The sequence below is a fragment of the Amycolatopsis sp. NPDC102389 genome, from assembly GCF_044765885.1.
Taxonomy (GTDB): domain Bacteria; phylum Actinomycetota; class Actinomycetes; order Mycobacteriales; family Pseudonocardiaceae; genus Amycolatopsis.
In genome coordinates this window covers 24,801-47,239 of sequence record NZ_JBIWKX010000054.1, presented here as the reverse complement: position 1 = coordinate 47,239, position 22,439 = coordinate 24,801, and the positions used below count along the sequence as shown (strand labels likewise).

Genomic DNA, 22,439 nt, shown 5'->3' with positions numbered 1-22,439 from the left:
TCGCCCTTACGAGACTGTTACGCCAGGGCTTTCCGGAGCCTGTCCTCTTCGACGCGCCAGTAGCCGTGCTCGGCGTCGTCGATCAGGATCACCGGCACGCGGTCGCCGTATTCGGCCCGCCATTCGGGGTCGCTGTCGACGTCCTCCGCCGACCAGGCGACGCCCAGTTCGCCGCAGATCCGCTCGATGTCCTGTTCCGCGACCTCGCACAGGTGGCAACCGGTGCGAGTCATGACGGTCACGTGGTGCGCCATGCGTTCAATCCTTACCTGAGGCGCAGCCTGCGCAGCTTCCCGGTGGCCGAATGCGGCAGCGACTCGGCGAATTCGACGGTGTGCGGCACTTTGTACCCCGCCAGATGCTCGGCGCAGTGCTCGACGACCTGCTGCTCCGAAAGCGAAGCACCGGGCGCGGGGACGACGACGGCCTTCACCGCTTCGCCGGTCCGCTCGTCGACGACGCCGACGACGCCCGCCTCGACGACCTCGTCCAGCATCGAGATCACGTTCTCGACCTCGTGCGGGAAGACGTTGAAGCCGTTGACGATGATCAGGTCGTTGGCGCGGTCCACCAGGTGCAGATCGCCGTCGGTGTCGAGGTAGCCGACGTCGCCGGTGCGGAACCAGCCGTCCTCGTCGGGGCCGTGGGAGCCGTCGGGCCAGTAGCCGGAGAACAGGTTCGCGCCGCGGATCGACACCAGGCCGGTGCCGCCGTCCTCGTCGAAGGCGTCGCCGAGGTCGTCCGGGTCCAGCGGGACCGGCTCCGCGTCGCCGTCGCTGTCGACCAGCCGGAGCTCGACACCGGGCAGCGGCCGCCCGACCGAACCCGGCTTCGGGTAGCCCGTGACCAGCGTCGTGGTGACCACGGGCGCGCATTCGGTGAGGCCGTAGCCCTCGTAGACGTCGAGTCCGGTGGCGCCGCGGAGGGCGGTGAGGATCTTGGGGTGCAACGGCGCCGCGCCCGAGGTCATCCGCCGGACGGTGGAAAGGCCCCGCCCGAGCTCCTCGGGGTCCATCGCGGCGAATTCGGCGTACATCGCGGGTACGCCGGCGATCGATGTCACCCGGTATTCGGCGCAGTCGGAGAGGGTGCGTTCGGCGAGGAAGCGCTCGGAAAGGATCGCCGTCGCGCCGACCGCCGTGGTCTGCAGCAGGCCGGGGCCCAGGCCGTAGACGTGGAACAACGGGATGGTGATGAGGACGCGGTCGCCGTGCACCAGCGGCGCCGGGACGATCCGGCTCAGCTGGTCGAGGTTCGCCAGCAGCGCCCGGTGCGACAGCATCACGCCGCGCGGCGGGCCGGTCGTGCCGGAGGTGTACGAGATGACCGCTATGTCCTCACCGGCGCCGGACGCGTCGACCGGCTCGGCTGCTCCATCCGACGTAACAGGCGGTGAGAGGCTTATCACCCGGTCGGGGAGTTCGTCGGTGGGTTCGCGTTCGAGGACGAGCCGCGCGCCGCTGTGCTCCAGCAGCCCGTGCAACTCCGCCGACGGCCCCTGCGGCGAGACCGGGACGACCACCGCTCCCGCGCGGAGCGCCCCGAACAGCGCGACGGCGAACGCGGCCGACGTCGGCAGGCGCAACGCCACCCGGTCGCCGCGCTCGATTCCGGCGTCGAGCAGGGCGCGGGCCAGTGCGTGGGCGGCGTTGTCGAGTTCGGCCCAGGTCAGCGCGACCCCTCCGCCGGTCTCCTGGACGGCCACCTTCCCGGGCCACTGACGGGCGGCCTCGGCGAGCAAAGTGGGCACACTTGGATCGGCAACCTGCTCCGCGCTCAACTGCGAACCTCTTCCCTCGGTGAACGGCGTTGCCAGTTTGTCATCTCGGCCACCGTCATGGGTGTCACTCGCTTTCGTCGCAGTTCCGTAACCCCGGCACCGCTACCTACTTCGCGGTAACTACACGTATGCTGCTGGTCGTCGTCGAGTGGTGTTGATCACTCGATGGTGAGAAAGGGAGTCCGGACGTGCAGATCTTGCAGGCCCACGCGGCGGTGGGACATGCGGGCCGGTCCTCCCTGTCCGGAACGGGAGGTGGACCGTGACTCTTCCCGCGACGAGCCCCGTCTCGATGCTGGCGGGCCACATCCTGCGCCGGAGTGGTTTCCCCTCGGCGACACCGGCCCGGCCGAAGGTCAGCGACACCGCGGAGAACGACGCCGCCGCCGAAGCCGCGAAGGCCGAAGCGTGGGAGCTGGTCAGCGCCGCCCAGGACGGCGACACCTCGGCGTTCGGACGGCTCTACGACCGCTATGTAGACGTCGTCTACCGCTACGTCCTGTTCCGTCTCGGCGACCGGGACCTCGCCGAGGACGTCACCAGCGAGACCTTCCTCCGGGCGCTGCGCCGCATCACGTCGGTGAGCTACCAGGGGCGTGACGTCGGCGCCTGGTTCGTCACCATCGCGCGCAACATCATCCTCGACCACGTGAAGTCGAGCCGGTTCCGTCTCGAGGTCGTCACCGACGAGGTCGCCGAGCCCAACGGGGCGCCGATCGGGAACGTCGGCGTGCAGGCCGTGGCGGGGCCCGAGCAGCAGGCCATCAGCCGCGCCACCCGCGCCGAGCTCCTCCGTTGCGTCGCCGAGCTCGGCGAGGACCAGCGCGAGTGCATCGTGCTGCGGTTCATGCAGGGGCTCTCGGTCGCCGAGACCGCGGCGATCATGAAGCGCAACGAAGGCGCCATCAAGGCCCTTCAGCACCGCGCGGTACGCCGTTTGGCACAACTTCTGCCCACAGGACTGCGTTAACGTTCCATATTTGTCCCTCACCGGGCCTTGCCGTAACTATTGGGCCTCCCCGCTCGTTTTCTCAGCCAGACCGGTGTCAGGACCGGGCTGAGCAGATGGAGACTTCGCCGTGGGCGTGCCGGGATGGTTCGCGCGGGAGCGGGCGGACGGTGACCGCTTCGCCGATCTTGTCGACGGCACCGAATCCCCGGACGACGACGAGTTCGCGCACGAACTGGCGCTCGTCGGCGGCTTGCGCGAACTCGGCGCCGGCGGCGCACCCGACGCCGAAACCCGCCAACGGATCCGCGACGAGATCGCCGGGCGCCTCGCCGAAGCCGAAGCCGTACCGAAGCGACGTGGTCACGCCGTCGCCAATCTCGCGGCGGCCGCCGTCGCGCTCGTGCTGGCGCTCGGCGGGATCACCCTCTTGCTGTCCAAGGACGCGTTGCCGGGCGATCCGCTGTACGGCATCAAACGAGCGGGTGAATCGGCCTCGCTCGGGCTCACCTTCGACGAACAGGACAAGGCGAAGAAGCACCTGGAGTTCGCCGCGAACCGCGTCGGCGAACTGGACGAGCTGACGCGACAGGGCGCACCCACCGACGCGTACTTCACCGGACTCGCCGATTTCGAGACGGATCTGCGCGCCGGCGTCTCGCGGCTGACCGCGCTCGTCACCGATCAGGGTGGCCAGACCCGGCTCACCGAACTCCGCTCCTGGGCGCGGCAGCAGTCCGACCGGCTCGGTCTCCAGGCCGGCCACGCCCCCGCCGAAGCGCGCGACAAGTTCGACGCGGCCCGCGTCCTGCTCGACAAGGTGCAGACACGGACGACGGATCTCGGTTCGCGCCTGATCTGCTACACGATCACCACGGGCTCTTCCGACGAACTGGGCGCGGTCCCGGCCGCCGGTGACTGCGTCCGCAACCCCGACTCCCCCGACGCCGTCCTGCCGCCGGTGACGTCTTCCCCACCGTCGTCGGCTCCGACGGGAGCACCGACGCTGGCCTCGGTGCCGCCACCGTCGTCCGGTGTGGACACCGCGACCCCGACCGGACCGCTCGCTCCGCCGACAGGAGGCACGCCGCCGCCCGTGGCACCCGTCCCCGGCCCCACGAACCTGCCGCCCGTGCCGACGACCACCACCACGCCGAAGCCGCCGCTGATTTCGATTCCACCGCTCATTCCGGGATTACCGCCGATAACCATCGGCTGACGCGGTGTCACGTGAGGCAGGCGCCACACCTGGGACAGCGTGGTCGGCCGCTCGCTACGCTGTGCTTCAGGCACCTGGGATTCCGGAGGCGGTGTGCGTGTCAGTTTGGCGGGGCAGGGACAAGAGTCAAGAGCTCGAACGGCTGGCCGAGCTCGCGGGCGAGGCGTCGGCCGAGGCCGCCATGGCGACCGCGTCCGCCGAAGCACTCGAACCGCCCGCGCCGCCCGCTCCGCCGGACCTGACGGCGGCCGCGTTCTTCGACGTCGACAACACCATGATGATGGGCGCGTCGATCTTCTACTTCGCCCGCGGACTGGCCGCCCGTAAGTTCTTCACGTCCGCCGATCTGGCCGGATTCGTCTGGCAGCAGGTGAAATTCCGGCTCGGCGGCCGGGAGAACAAGGAGGACATCAAGACCCACCGTGAGCGCGCACTGTCCTTTGTGGCCGGTCGCACGGTGCAGGAACTGACCGACATCAGCGAAGAGATCTACGACGAGCTGATGGCGGACAAGATCTGGTCCGGCACCCGGGCGCTCGCGCAGATGCACCTCGACGCCGGACAGCGCGTCTGGCTGGTCACCGCGACCCCGATCGAGCTCGCGGCCATCATCTCCCGGCGCCTCGGCCTCACCGGCGCGCTGGGCACCGTCGCGGAGACCAAGGACGGCGTCTACACCGGCCGTCTCGTCGGAGACCTGCTGCACGGCCGCGCGAAAGCCCACGCCGTGCGGGCGCTGGCGTCACGCGAAGGACTGAATCTCAAGCGCTGCACGGCGTATTCGGACTCGCAGAACGACGTCCCGATGCTGTCGGTCGTCGGGACCGCCGTCGCGGTGAACCCGGACGGCGGTCTTCGCGACGTCGCGCGGGCCCGCGGCTGGGAGATCCGTGACTTCCGGACCGGGCGGAAGGCCGCGAAGATCGGCGTGCCTTCGGTGCTCGGCGTCGGCGCCGTGGCCGGCGCCGTCGCGGCCGGCATGGCCTACCGGAAGCGCTGACCGCGTCACTCGCGTGCCTGAACCCGTCACTCGCGTGATCGAACACGTAACTCGCGTGCTTGGCGCCGTATCTCTCGAGTTCCGGCTCTAATCACGCGAATGACGGCCCCGATCACGTGAGTTACGGCTCTGATCACGCGAATGACGCGTTCTAGCCCTTGAAGACGCTCTTCCGCTGCGACAGGCGTTTGTACAGCGATTGCTGGATCGACTCCCGCACCTGGTCGGTCAGCGTGAACACCAGCATCGGGTCGTCCACGGCGTCCGCGTCGTAGGTGTCCGTGCGGATGGGCTCGCCGAACTCGATGGTCCACTTCGTCGGCAGCGGGATCGCGCCGAGCGGGCCGAGCAGCGGGAAGAACGGCGTCACCGGGAAGTACGGCAGGCCGAGCACCCGCGCGAGCAGCTTGATGTCGCCGACCTTCGGGTAGATCTCCTCCGCGCCGATGACGGACACGGGAATGATCGGCACCCCGGTCCGCAGCGCGGCGGAGACGAAACCACCGCGGCCGAACCGCTGCAGTTTGTACCGCGACGAGAACGGTTTCCCGATCCCCTTGAACCCTTCCGGCCAGACGCCGACGAGTTCTCCCTTGCGCAGCAGGCGTTCCGCGTCGGCGTTGCAGGCGAGCGTCTGCCCCGACTTGCGAGCGAAGGAGCCGATCAGCGGCAGCTGGAACACCAGGTCCGCGCCGAGGCCGCGCAGGTGCCTGCCGCCGGGGACGTGATCGTGCACGGCGACGGCGGTCATCAGCGCGTCGAGCGGCACCGTGCCGGAGTGGTTCGACACCAGCAGCGCGCCGCCGTCGGCGGGCAGGTTCTCGACGCCGAACGTGTCGACCCGGAACCACTTCTCGTAGAGCGCGCGCAGCGGCGGCAACAGCAGGGTCTCGGTGAGCTCGGCGTCGAAGCCGAACTCGTCGACGGTGTAGTCACCGGTCAACCGGTCGCGCAGGAACTCCAGTGCCGTCCTGAGCGAGGCCGGGAGGAGGTCCGCGTCGGCCGGACGGGTCCGGGCGGGCGAGACCCGCGCCGCCCCGGGGAACTCGACGACGGGCGCGTCCGCCCGGCGTTCCTGCTCCAGATGCTCTTGTGCTTCTTCCGACTCGCGAAGATCCCGCTCCGCCTGGACGGCCGGGTCCGGCTTCTCTCTGCCGGGGCCGTGCAACGGGATGACCTGCGCTTCAGCGCCGCTCACGTCTTCCGCCTCGCCTTCGTGAGAGTTCTCGTGTGGCCTGCTCATCGGTGCGCCGCCTGTCCGGTCGCCGCGGCCACCAGCACCTTGCCCGCGAATCCGGCGAGCCTGCCGCCGTCCACCACGGGCCGGAGCCCGCGGCCGGTGATGTAATCGTCGAACGCTTCCCGCGTCGTCCAGCGCGGGGTGTAGCCGAAGTCCTTCTTGAGCTTCGTGATGTCCACGACGCGGCCGAAGTTCAGCAGCCGGACCTGGTCGGCGGAGAAGTCGACGACCCTCGCCCCGCGCAGCACCTTGCCGACCGACGGCACGACGCCGCTGGGCATCGGGAGTTCGACCCGCCCGGCTCGCCGGATCGCTTGAGAGAGGGTGAGTACCCCCTCCGAGCCGACGTTGAACACGCCGGGTTTGTCGTTCAGCGTCGCCTGTTCGAAGACGGCCAGCGCGTCGGAGGCGTGAAGGAGCTGGATCCGGGCGTCGTAGCCGAAGACGGTCGGGACGAACGGCAGCGCGAAGTAGCGCGAGAGCACGGTGTCGATCTCGGGGCTGATGATGTTGGCGAACCGGAGGAGCGTCGTCGTGATGTCGGGGCGGCGGCGCATGAGCCCGCGGACGTACCCCTCCATCTCGACGGCGTCCTTCGCGTAGCCGCTGGCCGAGGTGGGGATGAGCTCCGAATCCTCGGTGAAGACGGCCTGCGAACGCGCGCCGGCGCCGTAGACGGCGGCCGTCGACTTCACCACGAGCTTGCGCACGAGCGGCGAGCGCTGGCAGGCCGCCAGCAGCCGCATCGTGCCGATGACGTTGACCTCTTTGATCGCCGTCCGGCGGGCCGGGCCCGCCGGATGCGCGGTGCACGAGGCGTGCACCACGGTGTCGACCTTGGCCGTGCTGATCACCTTGGCGATCAGCGGGTTGCGAATGTCGGCGCGGACGTACTCAGCGTGCCCCATCCGCTGCAGCACCGACTTCTGCGGGGGCGTGGTGTCCACGCCGATCACCCGCTCGAACTCCGGATTGTTGCCGAGTCTGGCGAGCAGTTTCCCGCCAAGGTCTCCCCCGACCCCGGTCACGAGCACGATGTTCGACGGCATAGGACTCCCTGCGGCTTTGGACGGTTCTCGGGCTTTCGATCACGGGGTCCTGATGACCTTCGAGCGCGGATTGATCCACCGAGTGTGCGCGTACCTGCACTCATTGGAAGCATCGCGCGGCTGCCCTTGAGATGTTACCGCTCATTAGGGGTAGTCGAGTCAGCGCTTACATGCTATTAACCCGCTGCTCGCAGAGGGGATGCACGTCTCACTCGAATGGGCGGAAACCGCCCACCGAATGGGAATGGCCCGTCCAGAAACTGGACGGGCCACTCACCGGCTGTGTCTTACTTGCCGGCCTTCCTACGCTGAACGCGCGTCCGGCGCAGCAACTTGCGGTGCTTCTTCTTCGACATGCGCTTACGGCGCTTCTTGATCACAGAGCCCATCGTGAGCGCTCCTTCCTTCGTCGTCGGTCACGCTGCCCGGCGCAGCGTCCAACGGGTGGAGCGCACAGGCACGAGCGGTCTTCCAGGGTACTCGCGCCCCGGAAGACGCCCTCGGGCGGGCACGTTGTGCTCCGCGAAGCGGGCCTCAGCCCACGTCGAAGTACGCGCCTTGCAGATACTCGTGTACGGCCTTTTCGGGCACTCTGAACGACTTCCCGACGCGCACCGCGGGCAGCTCGCCCGAGTGAACGAGGCGGTAGACGGTCATCTTGGAGACCCGCATCAGCGTGGCCACCTCGGCGACCGTCAGGAACTGGACCTGGCCCACTGAAGGCAGGTCATCCTTCTTGTTCGGCGGCATGATTCACCGTGTCCTTCGACACGTGTCGCGCCACGAGGCTTCCCCACCTGTGGTATCGACACGCACGTGCTCTCCTGAGAGTAGCGGGACACGTGTGGCTAAAGCGACGCGAGACCGGATAAATATCGCGCGACCGCGACCGCGCCGCCAGGGCGCGGCTACGCAGCGAAGTCGCGTTAGCTCGAACGGCGCCCTGCCATCACGATCGCGGGGCCTAACGGCCTAAACGCGCGACTACAAGGGATCAAAAGACCTGGGTCGCCTCAGCCCTCGTGGGCGCGGCCCAGCTCGGTCGAGCGGTCCTTCGCGGCCTCGATGGCGGCCAGCAGCGCCGCGCGGACGCCGTGCTTCTCCAGCTCGCGGATGGCGTTGATGGTCGTCCCGGCGGGCGAGGTGACGGCCTCACGCAGCAGCACCGGGTGTTCGTCGGACTCGGCGAGCATCTTCGCCGCTCCGACCGCCGACTGGATGATCAGCTGGCCGGCGAGCGCACGGGGCAGGCCGAGCAGGATCCCGGCGTCGATCATGGCCTCGACCAGGTAGAAGAAGTACGCCGGGCCGGAGCCGGACAGCGCCGTGACGGCGTCCTGCTGCGACTCGGGCACCTCGACGACCTGCCCGACGTGCGAAAGCAGGTCCTTCACCACCGCGATGTGCTCGGCGGTCGCGTGCGCACCCGCGGAGACGGCACTCATCGCCTCTCCGACGAGCATGGGGGTGTTCGGCATGACCCGCACCACCGGGACGCCGTCGGCCAGCCTGCGCTCGTACAGGGCCGTCGGCAGGCCCGCGCACAGCGAGACCACCAGGGACTCCTCGCCGAGCAGCGGCGCGAGCTCGTCCAGCACGGGCTCGATGTCCTGAGGCTTGACCGCGACGACCAGCACGTCGGCCCGGCGGGCGGCGTCGGCGACGCTGACCCCGTGCACGCCGTAGCGCTCGGTCAGCTCGGCGGCGCGCGCCGGATACCGCTCGGTGAACAGCAGGTCGGCGGGGCTGTGCCCGCCGTGCAGCAGGCCCGAGAGCAGGGCCTCCCCGATCTTCCCGGCACCCAGAACCGCGATCACACTCATGCCGTTCAGCGTGCCAAACCGCCGTCAGCCGCCAGGCGCCGGGGCGAGGGCCAGCTGCCGCGCCTGGCAGACCAGCCTGCCCTGCGAGTCGACCACGAGGGCGTCCGAGTCGAACCAGGCCTCGTGCACCGACTGACTCTGGACGATCACCCGCAGCCAGCCCGGCGCCGGCCGGGTGCGCAGCAACGCGGTCAGCTGCACGGTGGGCGCCCAGCCGACCCGGCCGAGGTTGTAGACCACCGGCGGGTTCACGTCGCTCGCGAGCAGGGCGAAGTACGGGTCCGCGAGCCCGTGCCTCGGCCGGACCCACAAGCGGATCCTCGGCGGGTCGCCGATCCGGCCGTGCAGGTAGCCGACGCTCGCCGGATCGAGCCGGACCTCGCAGCCCTTCGCGAGGTTGAAGAGGCCTTCGGAGGTCTCACCGGTCATGGGCACCGCGCCGGGCGGCGGCTCCGCGGGCATGGCCGGGACGTCGGTCCACTCCGGCCGCCGCATCGGCAGCCGTCCGGTGGTCACCCTGGCCTCGACACAGCTGCGGCCCCGCTGCTCCAGCAGGACCCCGACGACCGAAGCGCGCCTTCCGACCTTTCGGACGTCCATGCGCAGCAGCACCGGCCCCACCGCGGGCGGGTGCAGGAACTCCGCGCTGATCGCGAGCGGCTCGGACGGCGGCTCGCCGCGCTCGTGCAGGAACGACAGGGCGGCCCGTGCCATCAAGGCCATCAGGAAGCCGCCGTGCGGATGTCCGCCGATCGACCATTCGGTCCGGAGAACCGCCGTGAAGGTGCCGTCACCCAGTGATCTCGTCGCGCATGCCGCGTCGAAGGAGGTGCTCGTTTCGTCGGTCGCGCTCACCGAGCACTGACCCAGGCCACGAGCCGATCCATCGGGGTGCGGGAGATCAACAAGCGCAGCTGGTTCACGGTCGGAACTTTACGTGTACCAGCGCCTCGAGCGCAGGGAGGAATGAATCTCCGCACCTGGAGACGATCTTTGTCACTGGCCGAGATGAAGCCTCGCGAACAGGAGTGACTCCGCGAGGTCCCGCGACCGCTGCGCCGCGCTCGGCGACCGGCGGGTGTTGATCTCCAGCACGACCTGCCCGGAGAAATCGCTGCTCACGAGCTTTTCCAGCAGTTCGGCGCAGGGTTCGATGCCGCGTCCGGGCACCAGGTGCTCGTCCTTCGGGAGCCCCGTGCCGTCCGCCAGATGGACGTGCGCGAGCCCGGGACCCATGCGGTCGGCGAGCGCGAGGGCGTCCATCCCGGCTGCCGCTGTATGGGACAGGTCGAGCGTGTAGTGGCGAAACCCTACGTCCGTAGGGTCGATCGAAGGCCGGAACGCCGACACCCGCGACGTCCGCGAGCCTCCGGGCGGCCGGACCTTGAACATGTTCTCGACCGCGATCTCGATGCCGCTGGCTTCTTCGAGCTCGTCGACGAGGTCTCCGAACGCGTCGCCGTAGCGGCGCTGCCACCGGAACGGCGGATGCACCACGACCGTGCGCGCGCCCAGTTCCTGTGCCGCTTCGACCGACATCCGCAGGCGCACCACGGGATCCGGCGACCACACGCGCTGGGTGATCAGCAGCGACGGCGAGTGGATCGACAGCACCGGCACCCCGGTGCGGCGCGACCAGCGGCGCAGCGCCGAGACGTCCTGGCTGACCGGGTCGGCCCAGACCATCACCTCGACACCGTCGTAGCCGAGGTCTGCGGCCAGCTCGAACGCCGTGCCCGCCCGCAACGGCCAGACGGACGCCGTCGAAAGGCCTACCGGAACCTGCTGAACCATTCCGGCATTCTTCCCGAGGCCGCTAGCGGGCGACCAGCAGGAGTGCGGCCGGTGAGACCGTCACCACCAGTCCGACCAGCACCGCGAGCACCAGGGTCTGCAGATCCTCCGCCTTGCGGATCTTCCGGACGATCCACACCAGCGCGACGATCACCAGCACCGCGGCGACCAGCGCGGCGGCGGGGATGTTCACCCACAGCCAGTTGAAGCCCAGCCACACGGCGGCGCCGCCGACGACGCCGAGGGCGAGCTGACCGGCCAGCGCCAGCCACTGCTTCCCGGGCGAGACCTTCTCGGCGGACGCCGCGGGCTCGTCGTCCTCGACGACATCCTCGGCCTGATCGTCGTAGTCGTCCTCGTACTCGTCGGCGCGGTAGCCGTAGTCGTCGCGGCCGAAGTCCGGGCCGCCGTCCGGGTACGCCGGGTCGGCGAACTCGCGCTCGTAGTCGTCGAGGTTGTCCTGCCGCTCGCGGTCGTCGAGCGAGTGGGGCGGCACGAACGGCATCGGTGCCGGATGCCCCATGGTCGGGGGGCCGGCGTCGAACGGGTCCGGCTCGGGATCGGCGTCCGGCTCGACGGGCGCGACCGGGGGCGGTACCGGCGGGATGCCGCCGATCTCGGTGTCCTCGGACTGCACCTTCTGCCTGCGTTTACGCCATCCGGCGAGCCCGGCGGGCGGTGCCGCGGGTGCGACGGGCGCCTCGGGTTCGGGCGTGTTTTCGTCGCCGACCGCGGCGAACTGCTCGGTGCTCGGCTCGGCCTTCGGCTGGGGCGGCCGGGCGGCCGGGCGGCGGCGCCGCGCCGGCTGGGCGGGCGGCGTCGCGAACCCGCCACTGGCCATCGGGCCGGGCTGGTCCTGGACGTCTTCGGCCGGGGCGTCGAGGCCGCCGTCGAGTCTCGCCGAAAGCCCGGAGGACGGAGGACCGGCGGGCGGCTCGGGACGGCGGCGGACCGGCGGCACCGCGCCGCGGGTCTCCTCCGGTCCCGGAGGCCGCGGACGACCACGCGGGGGCAGTCCCTCGGAGTCCGGCGGACGCTGCTGGTAGCCGGACTGCTCCTGCGGCGGGGTCGGCCGGACGAACTGGCCCGACTGCTGGGGCGGGCGCTGCTGGTAACCGCTCTGCTCCTGCGGCGGCATGGGCCGCGCGAACTGACCGGATTGCTGCGGCGGACGCTGCTGATAGCCGCTCTGCTCCTGCGGCGGGCGCACCGGCGGCGTCTGCCGCGTCGGGGTGGACGCGACGTTCGGCGGCACCGGCAGCGGCGCGGAGTCCTGCTGCGGCTGCGGGAGCGGACGCGCGCCGGAGTCTTGCGGGCGCGAACGGCGCGGAGGACGGTTCGCCGGCGGCGGGGTATCGCCGGACACCCGGTCGATGATCGCCTGCGGCGCGGTGTCGCTCACCGACGGCGCGCGCCGTCCGCGAGTGGGCTCGGGAGCCTCGTCCTCGTCGTCGGCCGCGCGGCGTCGCCTGCGGCGCCCGCCTTCGGGCTGGGCTCCGTGCTGCGCGAGCAGCTCCGCCACCGTCTTCTGTGGCTGGCCGCTCTCTGTCTCGTCCGTCATACCGTGCTGTCCAATGCGCGCTCGAGCCGTTGTGAACCGGCACGCGACGGGGCATCGGCGGCGTCGCGCGCGCTATCCACCGTCATCCGCATTTCCGTCACCTCTTCACCGTGCCCGTTCTCCGTCGACTAAGTCCAGTCGGGCGCTGCCGCCCACAGTGTCGTCCGCACCGTTCGAATGGTCCAGCCGTCGAAGGATGACACCTTCTCGCAGCGCCCACGGACAGATCTCCAGTTCTTCCAGGGAAAGCGCCCGCATGGTGGCTTGTGCGACGAGCGCGCCGGCCACCAGCTGATGCGACCTGCTCGCGCTGACCCCCTCGAGTTGGGCCAGGTCCTGGGCGGTCATCCGGGAGATGAACGCGATGAGCTGGCGCAACGCGGTGTCGGTCAGGGTACGGCGCACGTGCGGCCCACTGGCCGACGGCGCCGCTCCGGTCAGCCGGGCGAGTGACCGGAACGTCTTCGAGGTCGCCACGACACGATCGGGTTCACCCAATTTGGCGACCTTCTTCGCGAGCGGGGCGAGTTGTTCTTCGATCCACGCCGAAGTCGCGATGAGCTCCGAACGGGTCGGCGGGTCGTGCTGGAACCGCGTCCGCGTGGTCCGGCCCGCGCCCAAGGGCAGCGATTCGGCCAGATCGGGCTCCTCGTCGCGGCCCATCGCGATCTCGAGCGAGCCGCCGCCGATGTCGAGCACGAGCAGCTTGCCCGCCGACCAGCCGAACCACCGGCGGACGGCGAGGAAGGTGAGCCGGGACTCGTCGATCCCGGAAAGCACCTTCAGTTCGACGCCGGTCTGCTCCTGGACCTTCGCCAGCACCTTCGGGGCGTTCTTGGCCTCGCGGACCGCGGAGGTGGCGAACGCCATGACCTCTTCGCAGCCGAGCCGGGCCGCGGCCGCCTTCGCCGATTCGACCGCACGAACGAGGCTGTCCGCGCCCGCGCGGCTCAGGTCGCCGTTGCGGGTGATCTGCTCGGCGAGGCGGAGGACGGCCTTTTCGGAATGCATCGGGGTCGGGTGGGCGCCACGGTGGGCGTCGACCACGAGCAGGTGGACGGTATTGGAACCGACGTCGAGTACCCCTAGGCGCACGAGCGTCTACGGTACCCGCCCCCACGTCAGGTCACGAAACCGTAACCGTGATCTGTATCGCAGGGGCCGGGGCTGAAGGGGACTTTCCCCGCATGCGATGAGACGAAAGCGTCCTTCACCGCGTCTTATGCTGGGAAAGCCCCCTTCAGCTCACGTCTCGAACTTGTAGCCCAGGCCACGCACCGTGACCAGGTGCCGGGGCGAACCCGGGTCCGGTTCGATCTTCGACCGCAGCCGCTTCACGTGGACGTCGAGCGTCTTGGTGTCGCCGACGTAGTCCGCGCCCCACACCCGGTCGATCAGCTGCCCGCGCGTGAGCACGCGGCCCACGTTGCGCAGCAGGTACTCGAGCAGGTCGAACTCCTTCAGCGGCAAGGAGACCTCCTGGCCGTCGACGGTCACCACGTGCCGCTCGACGTCCATCCGCACCGGCCCGGCGGCCAGCACCAGCGGGGCCAGATCGCCTTCGGAGCCCGGCTCGCCGCCGCGGCGCAGCACCGCCCGCACCCGCGCGATGAGCTCGCGGGCCGAGTACGGCTTGGTCACGTAGTCGTCGGCGCCGAGTTCCAGCCCGACGACCTTGTCGATCTCGCTGTCGCGCGCGGTCACCATGATCACCGGTACCGCGGACCGCTGCCTGAGCTGCTTGCAGACGTCGGTGCCGCTCATCCCGGGGAGCATGAGATCGAGCAGGACGATGTCGGCGCCGTTGCGGTCGAACTCCTCGAGCGCCTGCTGCCCCGTCACGGCGACGGCGGCGGTGAAGCCCTCTTTGCGGAGCAAGAACGCGAGCGGGTCGGCGAACGACTCTTCGTCCTCGACGATGAGAACCCTCGTCACAGGTTTCCTCCATGGTCGGGGCTTTCTTGCCCTGTTGCCACGAGACGGGGTGTCCGCTCGGGGGTCTTCTCCGGCCGTGATGCCGGCGGAGCCTGTTTCACGGGCGCGGCCGGTTCGGCGGGGATGTGCGCGGGGATCCGCAGGGTGAAGGTCGACCCGGTGCCGGGACGGCTCCACAGGCCGACCGAACCGCCGTGGTTGGCGGCCACGTGCTTGACGATCGCCAGGCCGAGCCCGGTGCCGCCGGTCGCCCGCGACCGCGCCTTGTCCGCACGGTAGAACCGCTCGAAGACGCGCTGCTGCTCGTCTTCGGCGATGCCGATGCCGCGGTCGGTCACCGCGATCTCGACCTTCCCGTCGACGAGTCGCCTGCTGATCGACACCGGGCTGCCCGGCTGCGAGTACGCGACGGCGTTCTCCAGCAGGTTCGACAGCGCGGTGACCATCAGCGTCCGGTCGCCCTCGATGAGCAGGCCGCTGGCCGCGTCCGTGGTGATGGTGATCTCGGCGGATTCCGCCGAAAGCGTCGTCCGGCCGAGCGCCTCGCGGACCACGGCGTCGACCTCGACGACGTTCAGATCGGGCAGCCGCTCGGCGCCCTGCAGCCGCGACAACGCGATCAGCTCGGTGACGAGCTGGCCGAGCCGGGTCGACTCGCGGAGGATCTTGCCGCCGAAGCGGCGGACCTCGTCGGTGTCTTCCGCGGCGTCGAGGACGGCCTCGGTGAGCAGCGCGATCGCGCCCACCGGCGTCTTGAGTTCGTGGCTCACGTTCGCGACGAAATCCCGCCGGACGGCTTCGAGCCGGATCGCCTCGGAGTGGTCGACGGCCTCGACCACGGTGAACCCGTCGCCGAGCGGGCGGACCTCGCCGAGGACGGCCTCGGGCTGGCGACCCCTGGCCTCCAGCGGCGAAAGGTCGATCTCCATCGGCTCGTCGGTCTCGACCACCTGCTCGGCGGCCTTGCGGGCCCGCGGATCGGCCTGGTTGACCTTCACCAGCCCGAGCTCGTAGGCGCGCGGGTTGTGCAGGACCATGTCGCCGAACTTGTTGAGCACGACGACGCCGTTGTTGCTGGACCGCACGAGGCGTTCGAGCAGTTCGGCCACGGTGGGCCCGATCGGTCGCCGCTCCTCGCGGCGGGCGCGGCCCCTCGCGATCAGGAAGCCGAAAACCACACCGACGATCAGTCCGCCGACGGCCAGGGCGAGTGCAACAGGCGTGGTCACAGGGGAATCGTAAGCGCGTGGGTAGTCTTTTGGCCTAGTCCCGGCCGCGTACTCGTGATGCCTATGACACCTGAGGACACCCTGTTCGCCTGCAGGTCAGACCTCGTTCACGCGGCCGAGACCTCCCGGGTGAGGCGGGTCACCCGAAACGGGGACGCCGGTGACGACTCGTGCCCGGATTCCGACTTTCGTCGTGACTATCCAGACCGTGTTCTGCCCACTCACCGGCGAATAGCGACGTTCCCGTTACGGCCCCCGGGGAATGTTGGAAGACTGTCGCCGTGGAACTCGTCAGTGACATCTCCCTGATTCGCGGAGAAGAAGAGTTGTTCGACCGGACGGCTCATCTGTTCGTCGCGGCGACCGACATCGCGTGCGCGGCCGACGACCTCTACACCTGGGCGCTTTCTCGGCCCTCGCTCACGCGGCAGGGCGAACGGCTGGTGCGCGACAAGCGGATCCGCAAGCTGTACCGGCCCGGTGTCCTGCTGAACGAGCAGACCGCGCAGCACCTGCACCACCTGTCCGGTCTCGGGGCGCAGATCAGGATCGGCACCGAGGAGATCAACGAGACGATCCTGCTCGACGAACGGGTCGCGATCATGGCGGGCGACGAGGGCAAGGCGGTGCGCTCGTACAGCGTCATCTCGCGCCCCGAGCTGGTGCAGGGCATCCTGTCGCTGTTCGAAACCGCCTGGCTCGCGTCCACCACCCTGGAGACGTTCGACGCGCGGTTCGCCGACATCCGGATGGAGGCACCGCAGATCCTCGAGTTCCTGACCACCGGCTGCAAGGACGAGAAGGCCGCGAAGAGCCTCGGCATGGGCGTGCGCACCTATCAGCGGCGCGTCTCCGAGCTGCTGGTCGCGCTCGGCGTGACGTCGCGGCTCCAGGTCGACGCGCGGGCGCGGGAACTCGGCCTCCTGTGAAGCGCTGGGCGGGGTTGGCCGTGCTGCTCGCGCTCGCGGGCTGCACCACGACGATCTCCGGCGCCGCGCGGCCCGAACCGGAGACTCCGCCCGCGAATCTCGCGCTGGTCGACCCGGCTCGGACGGCGTCGGTGCTCACGGCGGTGAAGACGGCCACCGAAGCGGCGTTCTCCTACGACAGCACGGCCGTGCCCGCCTACGAGAAGGCGCTCGCCGACAACGTGACACCGGGCGCGCGCGACGAGATCGCGAAGCTGTTCACCGAGGTCCGGAACTCGGCGGAGCCGATCAAGCTGGTGACCAGGGTGATCGTCTCGGCCGCGGTCGAGCAGACCCCGGACAAGGCGCGGGTGCTGACCGCGCTGGACCAGACCAGCACCAGGGCGGGCACCACCAGCAAGGGCATCGCGACGGTGCTGCTCGGGACAGTGCGTGAAGGCGACCGCTGGCGGATCGACAAGATCGAGGTGACCCCGGCCGGACCCGGGCCCGCGGCGGACAAACCGGGCGCGGGTGACCGGGTGCTCGCGCGGGTCCGGGATTCCGCCCGTGACGGTGCCCTGCGCGCCGCGGAAGCCCTGCTGAACGTGGACCCGGCCGACCCCGAAGGCACGTACGCCCGCTACGAATCCGTGTCGACCGGGCAGCTGCTGACCCAGTTCCGGCAGGACAAGGCGGCTCGGCTGGACCAGATCCGGTCCGGGGGCACGAAGGCGTCGATGGCGCCGAACCCGGCGGCCGCGGTCATGGAGGTCGTGGACGACAAGGCGAGCGTGCTGCTCTTCGCGACGTCGGAGGTCAAGGACGCGGCCGGGCAGACGACGAAGAAGTACCTGCCGATCGTCCTGCGCCTGCAGCGGCTGCCCGAGGGGTGGAAGGCGGCCGGCGTCGAGTCGGTCCAAGCCCTCCCCTGAACGCAATTCGTCCTCTGAATGCGGTGGTTCGAGAGCGAACTACCGCGTTCAGAGGACGAAACGCGTGGGTTCAGCGGCCCTGGTTCGCCACGGCGGCCGCGGCTTCCTTGGCGGCCTCCGGGTCCAGGTAGGTCCCGCCGGTGGTCACCGGCTTGAGGTCTTCGGTGAGGTCGTAGCGCAGCGGGATGCCGGTCGGGATGTTGAGCCCGGCGATCGCGTCGTCGGAGATGCCGTCCAGGTGCTTCACCAGCGCCCGCAGCGAGTTCCCGTGCGCGGCGACCAGCACGGTCTTGCCCGCGCGCAGATCCGGCACGATCGCGGACTCCCAGTACGGCAGCAGCCGCGCGACGACGTCCTTCAGGCATTCGGTCAGCGGGGCGGCGTCGCCGAGGTCGGCGTAGCGTGCATCGCCGACCTGGCTGAACTCGTCGGCCGGGTCGATCGGGGGCGGCGGGGTGTCGTACGAGCGGCGCCAGAGCATGAACTGCTCCTCGCCGAACTCGTCCAGGGTCTGCTTCTTGTTCTTGCCCTGCAGCGCGCCGTAGTGCCGCTCGTTGAGGCGCCAGTCGCGCTTCACCGGGATCCAGTGCCGGTCGGCGGCGTCGAGCGCCAGGTTGGCGGTCGAGATCGCCCGGCGCATCAGCGACGTGTGCACGACGTCCGGCAGCAGACCGGACTCCGCGAGCAGCTGCCCGCCCTTGCGTGCCTCCTGCTCGCCCTGCTCGGACAGCGGCACGTCCACCCAGCCGGTGAACAGGTTTTCGGCGTTCCACGTGCTCTGCCCGTGACGCAGCAGCACCAGAGTCCCAAGCTCAGCCATGGGGTTCAGCCTGCCAGAGTGAGCGGAAGCGCCGGTCAGAGGGCTGGGATTGCCTTTGCTTCTACGGAGAGTGCGTTACCCGCGAGTAACACCTTCACCCGTCCAGAAGACGGGTTGCCAACAAGTCCCGATCCCCGGAAATCAGGCTGCACTCCGTTATCCCCGTTTTCCAAGTTCACTCGAACGGAGTAACCGGTAGTCTTGTGATTACAGGTGGAGATCTGACAGGTTGACTACGTCCCGCGCGGCCGGATTCCACGCACTCCCCGGCTCGACGCGGGTGACGACCGCGACTCGTCTCCCCCCTGCCGAGTCGCGGCGCCCGCCGGCCCCGTTGGCATCCCCCTCGTCACCGGGTCCACCTTGGCGGGAACTTCAGCGGGGCGGCTCGAGATCGCGACTCCCCCCTCCCTCGAGCCGTCCCGCCTGTTCTCTTCTCGGGCCCAGCCCGTAACTCGCGTGATTGAAGACCGAACTCGCGTGACTGGGGCCGTAACTCGTGAGTTACGGCCCCAGTCACGCGTGATCGGCGTTCAGTCCAGCGGAGGCGCGGACGGCAGGTCCGAGGCCGTCGCCATCGCGGGTGCCGCCGGACGGCGCCGCTTGCGCAGCCACCAGACCAGCGCGGCCACGGGAACGCCGAAGACCAGAACGAACGGCGCCATCGCGCCGAGCACGGTCAGCAGGCCCCCGCCGAAGGTCAGGAACGCGTCCCAGCCGCCGGCCAGCCCGCCGAGGAACCCGCTGCGGGACTCCTCCGCCGCCGCGACCGTCTCCGCCTTCACCTGCAACGAAATAGTCGACATGGCGACACTGCCCGCCAGGCTTTCGCGCCGCTTCTGGAGCGACTCGAGTTCGGCTTCCCGGCTCGTCAGCTCGCTCTCCACCGAGGCGATCTCCGAGACCGACGTCGCCCTCGCCAGCAGCGCGCGGATGCGCTCGACGCTCGCTCGCTGGGTGGCCAGGCGCGAGTCGACGTCGACCATCTGCTCGGTCACGTCCGTCGCGGTGACCTCGCGTTTCACCTGCTTCCCGAGCTTCGCGAGCTGGTCGAGCACGCCGTCGAGGCGCTCGGAGGGCACGATGACGTTGACCGACGCCCGCTTCTCCTGGGTGCTTTCCTGCCCGGTGTAGCCGGCGGCGCCCTGGGTGATGACGCGCACCTGCGAGATCACGTCGGCGACGTTCGGCGCGGTGAGCTCCAGGTTCGCCGTGCGCACCAGCTTGCGGTCGGCCACCCCTGGCTGCCCCGCGGGCGCCGGGGCCTTGTCCGAACCCGCCTTGCCGTCGGGCGCCTCCTTGTTCGACGGCCCTTGGTTCGGCGCCGCCTGCTTGGTGTCGGCGGACATCGGCATCGCGGCGGACTCGCTGCTGCCGGAATCGTTCGCCGAGCAGCCCGCGAGCGCCAGCACGATGCCTGCCGCGGCCACCCATCTCAATCGCTTGCGCATCCGTCCTTCTCCCTCCAGTGCTGCGGAAAGAGACGGAACGGACGACGGTGCCGTTGCACCGTCCGGGTCACGAGTCGGTCAAGGCCCCGGGTTCGTGCCCGTTCGAAGGCTCGACGAGATGCTTGAACGCCTGCAGATTCGCCAGCGATTCGCCGCGCGAGACGCGCCAATCCCATTCGCGTTTGATCGATTCGGCGAACCCGAGCTCCAACAACGTGTTGAAGTCGCCGTCGGCGGCCTCCAGCACCTGCCCGAGGATCTTGTCCAATTCGGCTTCGGTGACCGTGTCCAGACCGAACCGGCCGACCAGGTAGATGTCGCCCATCGCGTCCACCGTGTAGTGCACGCCGTACAGTTTCGCGTTGCGGCGCAACAGAAAACGGTAAACGTCCTCATGGGACTCATCGGGACGGCGGCAGACGAAGGCTTCGACGGCGAAGGCGTGGTCCCCGGCGACCAGCCAGCAGTTGGTCTGCAGCTTCTTGGTACCGGGCAAGGTGACGAAGTACTTTCCCTCGCCACGCCTTTCGTATTCCAGGCCCGCATTGTCCAAAGAGGACCGCAAGGTCTCGTCGAGCGTCAAACCGCCACCTCCGCGCGCTGTTCGAGGGCACGCCGGAACGCGCCGGTCGCCTGAGCGTACGTGTCCAGCAGGCGGTCCGTCGTGCGGCGCCAAGAGAACCGCCGCGCGTGGACGACGGCGTTGGCCGAAAGCTCGGCACGCCAGCCGGGCCGCAACGCGACGTTCGCGAGCGCGCCGGCCCAGTCCTTCGCGTCGTGCGAAGGCACGAGCAGCCCGGAGACGCCGTGCGGGACGGCGACCGGCAGCCCGCCGACCTCCGCCGCGATCACCGGTGTCCCGCAGGCCTGCGCTTCGAGCGCGACCAGCCCGAACGACTCGTTGTAGCTCGGCACGGCGACCAGGTCGGCCGCCCGGTAGACGTTGACCAGTGACCGGCCGGGCTGGGGCGGCATGAACCGGGTCTGCGCCTCGATCCCGAGGGAAACGGCCAGCTCGCGCAGGGCCTGCGGCTGCTCCAGCCCGGTCCCGGACGGGCCGCCGACGATCAGCACCACCAGCCGCGACGCCAGCTCCGGCCGCTCCCGCAGCATTTCGGCCGCGGCCAGCAGGAGGACGTCCGGCGCCTTCAACGGCTGGATCCGGCCCGCGAAGGCCAGCACGATCGCGTCCTGCGGGAGACCCAGCGCCCGGCGCGCGGCGGCCTGGGAGCCAGGGGTGAAGCGGTCGAGGTCGACGCCGGGCGGGATGGCGTGCACGGCGTGCGGGTCGGCGTCGTACAGCTCGATCAGCTCGCGGGCCTCGACGCGGGTGTTCGCGACCAGGCAGTCCGCCTCCTCGACGACCTGCTCCTCGCCGATCACGCGCGTGCGCGGCTCGGGGGTGTCGCCCTCGGCCAGCGCGGCGTTCTTGACCTTGGCCAGGGTGTGCGCGGTGTGCACCAGCGGCACGCCCCAGCGGTCGCGGGCGAGCCAGCCCGCCTGGCCGGAGAGCCAGTAATGCGAATGGATGAGGTCGTAATAGCCCGGTTCGTGGAACGCCTCGGCCCGCAGCACCCCGGCGGTGAACGCGCACAGCTGCGCGGGCAGCTCGTCGCGCCCCAGCGGCTCGAACGGCCCGGCCGGGATGTGCCGGACCAGCACGCCGGGCGCCAGTTCGGCGACCGGGGGCTGATCCGAGGACGTGGCCCGCGTGAACACCTCGACCTCGACGCCCCGGCGGGCCATCTCGATGGCCGTCTGGCTCACGTAGACGTTCATCCCCCCGGCGTCGCCGGTACCCGGCTGCTCCAGCGGAGAGGTGTGCAACGACAGCACCGCGACGCGCCTGGGCGCGGCATCGAACCCGTGCAGAGGGATCGTCACCTGGTCAACACTCCCGAAGTCCTACTGATCGGCGAACCCGCGCAGCAGTTCACCGAACTCGTCCGCCGCTTCGGCGAACGGCAGATGCCCCACCTCAGGTAGCCAACGCACGACAGCCCCCTGAATCTTCCCCGCCGCGTATTCCGCCGACGTCGGATCGATCACAGCGTCCGCGAGACCATGGACGATAAGTGTCGGTTTGTCCAGATCGCGAAGCACGTCCTCGCTTCCGACGTCACGCCGGAACAGCGCGGAGCGCACCGCGGGCGGCGTGGAGAGGCAGGCTCCGAGCAGCGATTGGGCGAGCGTGCCCGACACCGGGGCGGCGGTCATCCGCTCGCTGAACTGCACCAACGCGGGAATCGCGACCGCCGGATCGTCCGAAAGCACCGCCGGGATGGCGTCGCGCATGGCGGGACCGACCTTGCCGCCGGGGCGATTCTTGCCGATTTCTGTGATAGCGCCCACAAAAACGACGCCGCCGAGCCGCGACGAGCCGTGCACCCGGAGGTAATCGGCGATGACCAGCCCGCCGTAGGACCAGCCGACGACGATCGCGTCCTCGCCGGCGAAGTCGAGGACGGAGGCGAGATCCTCCGCCCACACCCGCGGATCGTCGTAGCCCGCGGAGGGCACTTCGGAATCCCCGTGACCGCGCAGATCCATCGCGACCAGGCGGAACCGCTCGGTGAGCGCGGGATCCGCCATCTGGGGCGCCCACGCCTTCGCGGATTGGGCCCAGCCGTGCACGAACACGATCGGACGGGTGTTCTCGGCGCCCTCGACCCACAACCCGATGCGGGTCCCGCCGTAGCCGACTACCTCGGTCTTCATGTCCGCACTTTATGAGGTCGGCCGGGGT

The 22,439-nt window shown here is 69.9% G+C and carries 23 protein-coding genes; 5 read left to right on the top strand and 18 right to left on the bottom strand.

Annotation, left to right across the window (positions count from 1 at the left end):
- Positions 1–17: 17 nt before the first annotated feature.
- The gene (locus tag ACIRGA_RS32655) at positions 18–254 is read right to left on the bottom strand and encodes a glutaredoxin family protein (RefSeq protein ID WP_400948413.1); all 237 of its coding nucleotides are present in this window, start codon (positions 252–254) and stop codon (positions 18–20) included.
- 11 nt (positions 255–265) lie between these two features.
- A complete protein-coding gene (locus ACIRGA_RS32650; protein WP_400948410.1) occupies positions 266–1,780 on the bottom strand; it encodes an AMP-binding protein in 1,515 nt (504 codons plus the stop codon).
- Between the two features lie 262 nt (positions 1,781–2,042).
- Here ACIRGA_RS32650 and ACIRGA_RS32645 point away from each other — a divergent pair, with 262 nt between their 5' ends.
- The 3 genes from ACIRGA_RS32645 to ACIRGA_RS32635 all read left to right on the top strand — a co-directional run bounded on the left by ACIRGA_RS32645 (position 2,043) and on the right by ACIRGA_RS32635 (position 4,948).
- Entirely contained in the window at positions 2,043–2,750 is a 708-nt protein-coding gene (locus ACIRGA_RS32645) for a sigma-70 family RNA polymerase sigma factor (protein WP_400948408.1), read from the top strand.
- A 109-nt stretch (positions 2,751–2,859) separates the two neighbouring features.
- A complete protein-coding gene (locus ACIRGA_RS32640) occupies positions 2,860–3,948 on the top strand; it encodes a DUF5667 domain-containing protein (protein ID WP_400948405.1) in 1,089 nt (362 codons plus the stop codon).
- A 97-nt stretch (positions 3,949–4,045) separates the two neighbouring features.
- Entirely contained in the window at positions 4,046–4,948 is a 903-nt protein-coding gene (locus ACIRGA_RS32635) for an HAD family phosphatase (protein ID WP_016330921.1), read from the top strand.
- A gap of 151 nt (positions 4,949–5,099) precedes the next feature.
- Here ACIRGA_RS32635 and ACIRGA_RS32630 read toward each other — a convergent pair whose 3' ends face one another.
- The 11 genes from ACIRGA_RS32630 to ACIRGA_RS32580 all read right to left on the bottom strand — a co-directional run bounded on the left by ACIRGA_RS32630 (position 5,100) and on the right by ACIRGA_RS32580 (position 15,579).
- Positions 5,100–6,191, bottom strand: coding sequence for a lysophospholipid acyltransferase family protein (locus ACIRGA_RS32630; protein WP_400948402.1), 1,092 nt, complete (start codon positions 6,189–6,191; stop codon positions 5,100–5,102).
- Complete coding sequence (locus ACIRGA_RS32625) at positions 6,188–7,237, bottom strand: NAD-dependent epimerase/dehydratase family protein (protein WP_400948399.1); 1,050 nt, start codon at positions 7,235–7,237, stop codon at positions 6,188–6,190. Before ACIRGA_RS32625 ends, ACIRGA_RS32630 begins: the two co-directional genes overlap by 4 nt.
- A 287-nt stretch (positions 7,238–7,524) precedes the next feature.
- Positions 7,525–7,626, bottom strand: a complete 102-nt coding sequence (locus ACIRGA_RS32620) for a 30S ribosomal protein bS22 (RefSeq protein ID WP_007030867.1) — start codon at positions 7,624–7,626, stop codon at positions 7,525–7,527.
- Positions 7,627–7,771: 145 nt separating this feature from the next.
- Positions 7,772–7,987 (bottom strand): helix-turn-helix domain-containing protein, encoded by a 216-nt coding sequence (locus tag ACIRGA_RS32615; RefSeq protein ID WP_016330918.1) that lies wholly within the window; start codon positions 7,985–7,987, stop codon positions 7,772–7,774.
- 263 nt (positions 7,988–8,250) lie between these two features.
- Positions 8,251–9,060 (bottom strand): pyrroline-5-carboxylate reductase, encoded by an 810-nt coding sequence (proC, locus tag ACIRGA_RS32610; protein ID WP_400948396.1) that lies wholly within the window; start codon positions 9,058–9,060, stop codon positions 8,251–8,253.
- 24 nt (positions 9,061–9,084) lie between these two features.
- Entirely contained in the window at positions 9,085–9,915 is an 831-nt protein-coding gene (locus ACIRGA_RS32605; protein ID WP_400948394.1) for a thioesterase family protein, read from the bottom strand.
- A 141-nt stretch (positions 9,916–10,056) separates the two neighbouring features.
- On the bottom strand, positions 10,057–10,854 hold the full coding sequence (locus ACIRGA_RS32600) for a sugar phosphate isomerase/epimerase family protein (RefSeq protein WP_400948391.1): 798 nt from the start codon (positions 10,852–10,854) through the stop codon (positions 10,057–10,059).
- A 22-nt stretch (positions 10,855–10,876) separates the two neighbouring features.
- Positions 10,877–12,415 carry a hypothetical protein gene (locus ACIRGA_RS32595; RefSeq protein WP_400948388.1) on the bottom strand — a complete coding sequence of 513 codons (1,539 nt, stop codon included), beginning with the start codon at positions 12,413–12,415 and terminating at the stop codon, positions 10,877–10,879.
- Between the two features lie 105 nt (positions 12,416–12,520).
- Complete coding sequence (locus tag ACIRGA_RS32590; RefSeq protein WP_400948386.1) at positions 12,521–13,510, bottom strand: hypothetical protein; 990 nt, start codon at positions 13,508–13,510, stop codon at positions 12,521–12,523.
- Between the two features lie 150 nt (positions 13,511–13,660).
- Complete coding sequence (locus tag ACIRGA_RS32585) at positions 13,661–14,350, bottom strand: response regulator transcription factor (protein WP_034310560.1); 690 nt, start codon at positions 14,348–14,350, stop codon at positions 13,661–13,663.
- Positions 14,347–15,579, bottom strand: coding sequence for a sensor histidine kinase (locus ACIRGA_RS32580; protein ID WP_400948383.1), 1,233 nt, complete (start codon positions 15,577–15,579; stop codon positions 14,347–14,349). Before ACIRGA_RS32580 ends, ACIRGA_RS32585 begins: the two co-directional genes overlap by 4 nt.
- 281 nt (positions 15,580–15,860) lie before the next feature.
- Between ACIRGA_RS32580 and ACIRGA_RS32575 the strand changes: the two genes are divergently transcribed.
- Together ACIRGA_RS32575 and ACIRGA_RS32570 are read left to right on the top strand one after the other, a co-directional pair.
- On the top strand, positions 15,861–16,508 hold the full coding sequence (locus ACIRGA_RS32575; RefSeq protein WP_395877199.1) for a DNA-binding response regulator: 648 nt from the start codon (positions 15,861–15,863) through the stop codon (positions 16,506–16,508).
- Positions 16,505–17,422 (top strand): hypothetical protein, encoded by a 918-nt coding sequence (locus ACIRGA_RS32570; RefSeq protein ID WP_400948379.1) that lies wholly within the window; start codon positions 16,505–16,507, stop codon positions 17,420–17,422. The genes ACIRGA_RS32575 and ACIRGA_RS32570 overlap by 4 nt, the downstream gene beginning before the upstream one ends.
- A 70-nt stretch (positions 17,423–17,492) precedes the next feature.
- Here ACIRGA_RS32570 and ACIRGA_RS32565 read toward each other — a convergent pair whose 3' ends face one another.
- From ACIRGA_RS32565 to ACIRGA_RS32545, 5 genes are all read right to left on the bottom strand, one after another.
- Positions 17,493–18,242 carry a phosphoglyceromutase gene (locus ACIRGA_RS32565; protein WP_400948377.1) on the bottom strand — a complete coding sequence of 250 codons (750 nt, stop codon included), beginning with the start codon at positions 18,240–18,242 and terminating at the stop codon, positions 17,493–17,495.
- Between the two features lie 533 nt (positions 18,243–18,775).
- Positions 18,776–19,693, bottom strand: a complete 918-nt coding sequence (locus tag ACIRGA_RS32560; protein ID WP_400948374.1) for a DUF4349 domain-containing protein — start codon at positions 19,691–19,693, stop codon at positions 18,776–18,778.
- A 67-nt stretch (positions 19,694–19,760) separates the two neighbouring features.
- Entirely contained in the window at positions 19,761–20,276 is a 516-nt protein-coding gene (locus ACIRGA_RS32555; protein ID WP_400948371.1) for a YbjN domain-containing protein, read from the bottom strand.
- Positions 20,273–21,577: a D-inositol-3-phosphate glycosyltransferase gene (mshA, locus tag ACIRGA_RS32550; protein ID WP_400948368.1), complete on the bottom strand. Its 1,305-nt coding sequence runs from the start codon at positions 21,575–21,577 to the stop codon at positions 20,273–20,275. The genes ACIRGA_RS32555 and mshA overlap by 4 nt, the downstream gene beginning before the upstream one ends.
- A 21-nt stretch (positions 21,578–21,598) precedes the next feature.
- A complete protein-coding gene (locus ACIRGA_RS32545; protein ID WP_400948365.1) occupies positions 21,599–22,411 on the bottom strand; it encodes an alpha/beta fold hydrolase in 813 nt (270 codons plus the stop codon).
- Positions 22,412–22,439 lie beyond the last annotated feature (28 nt).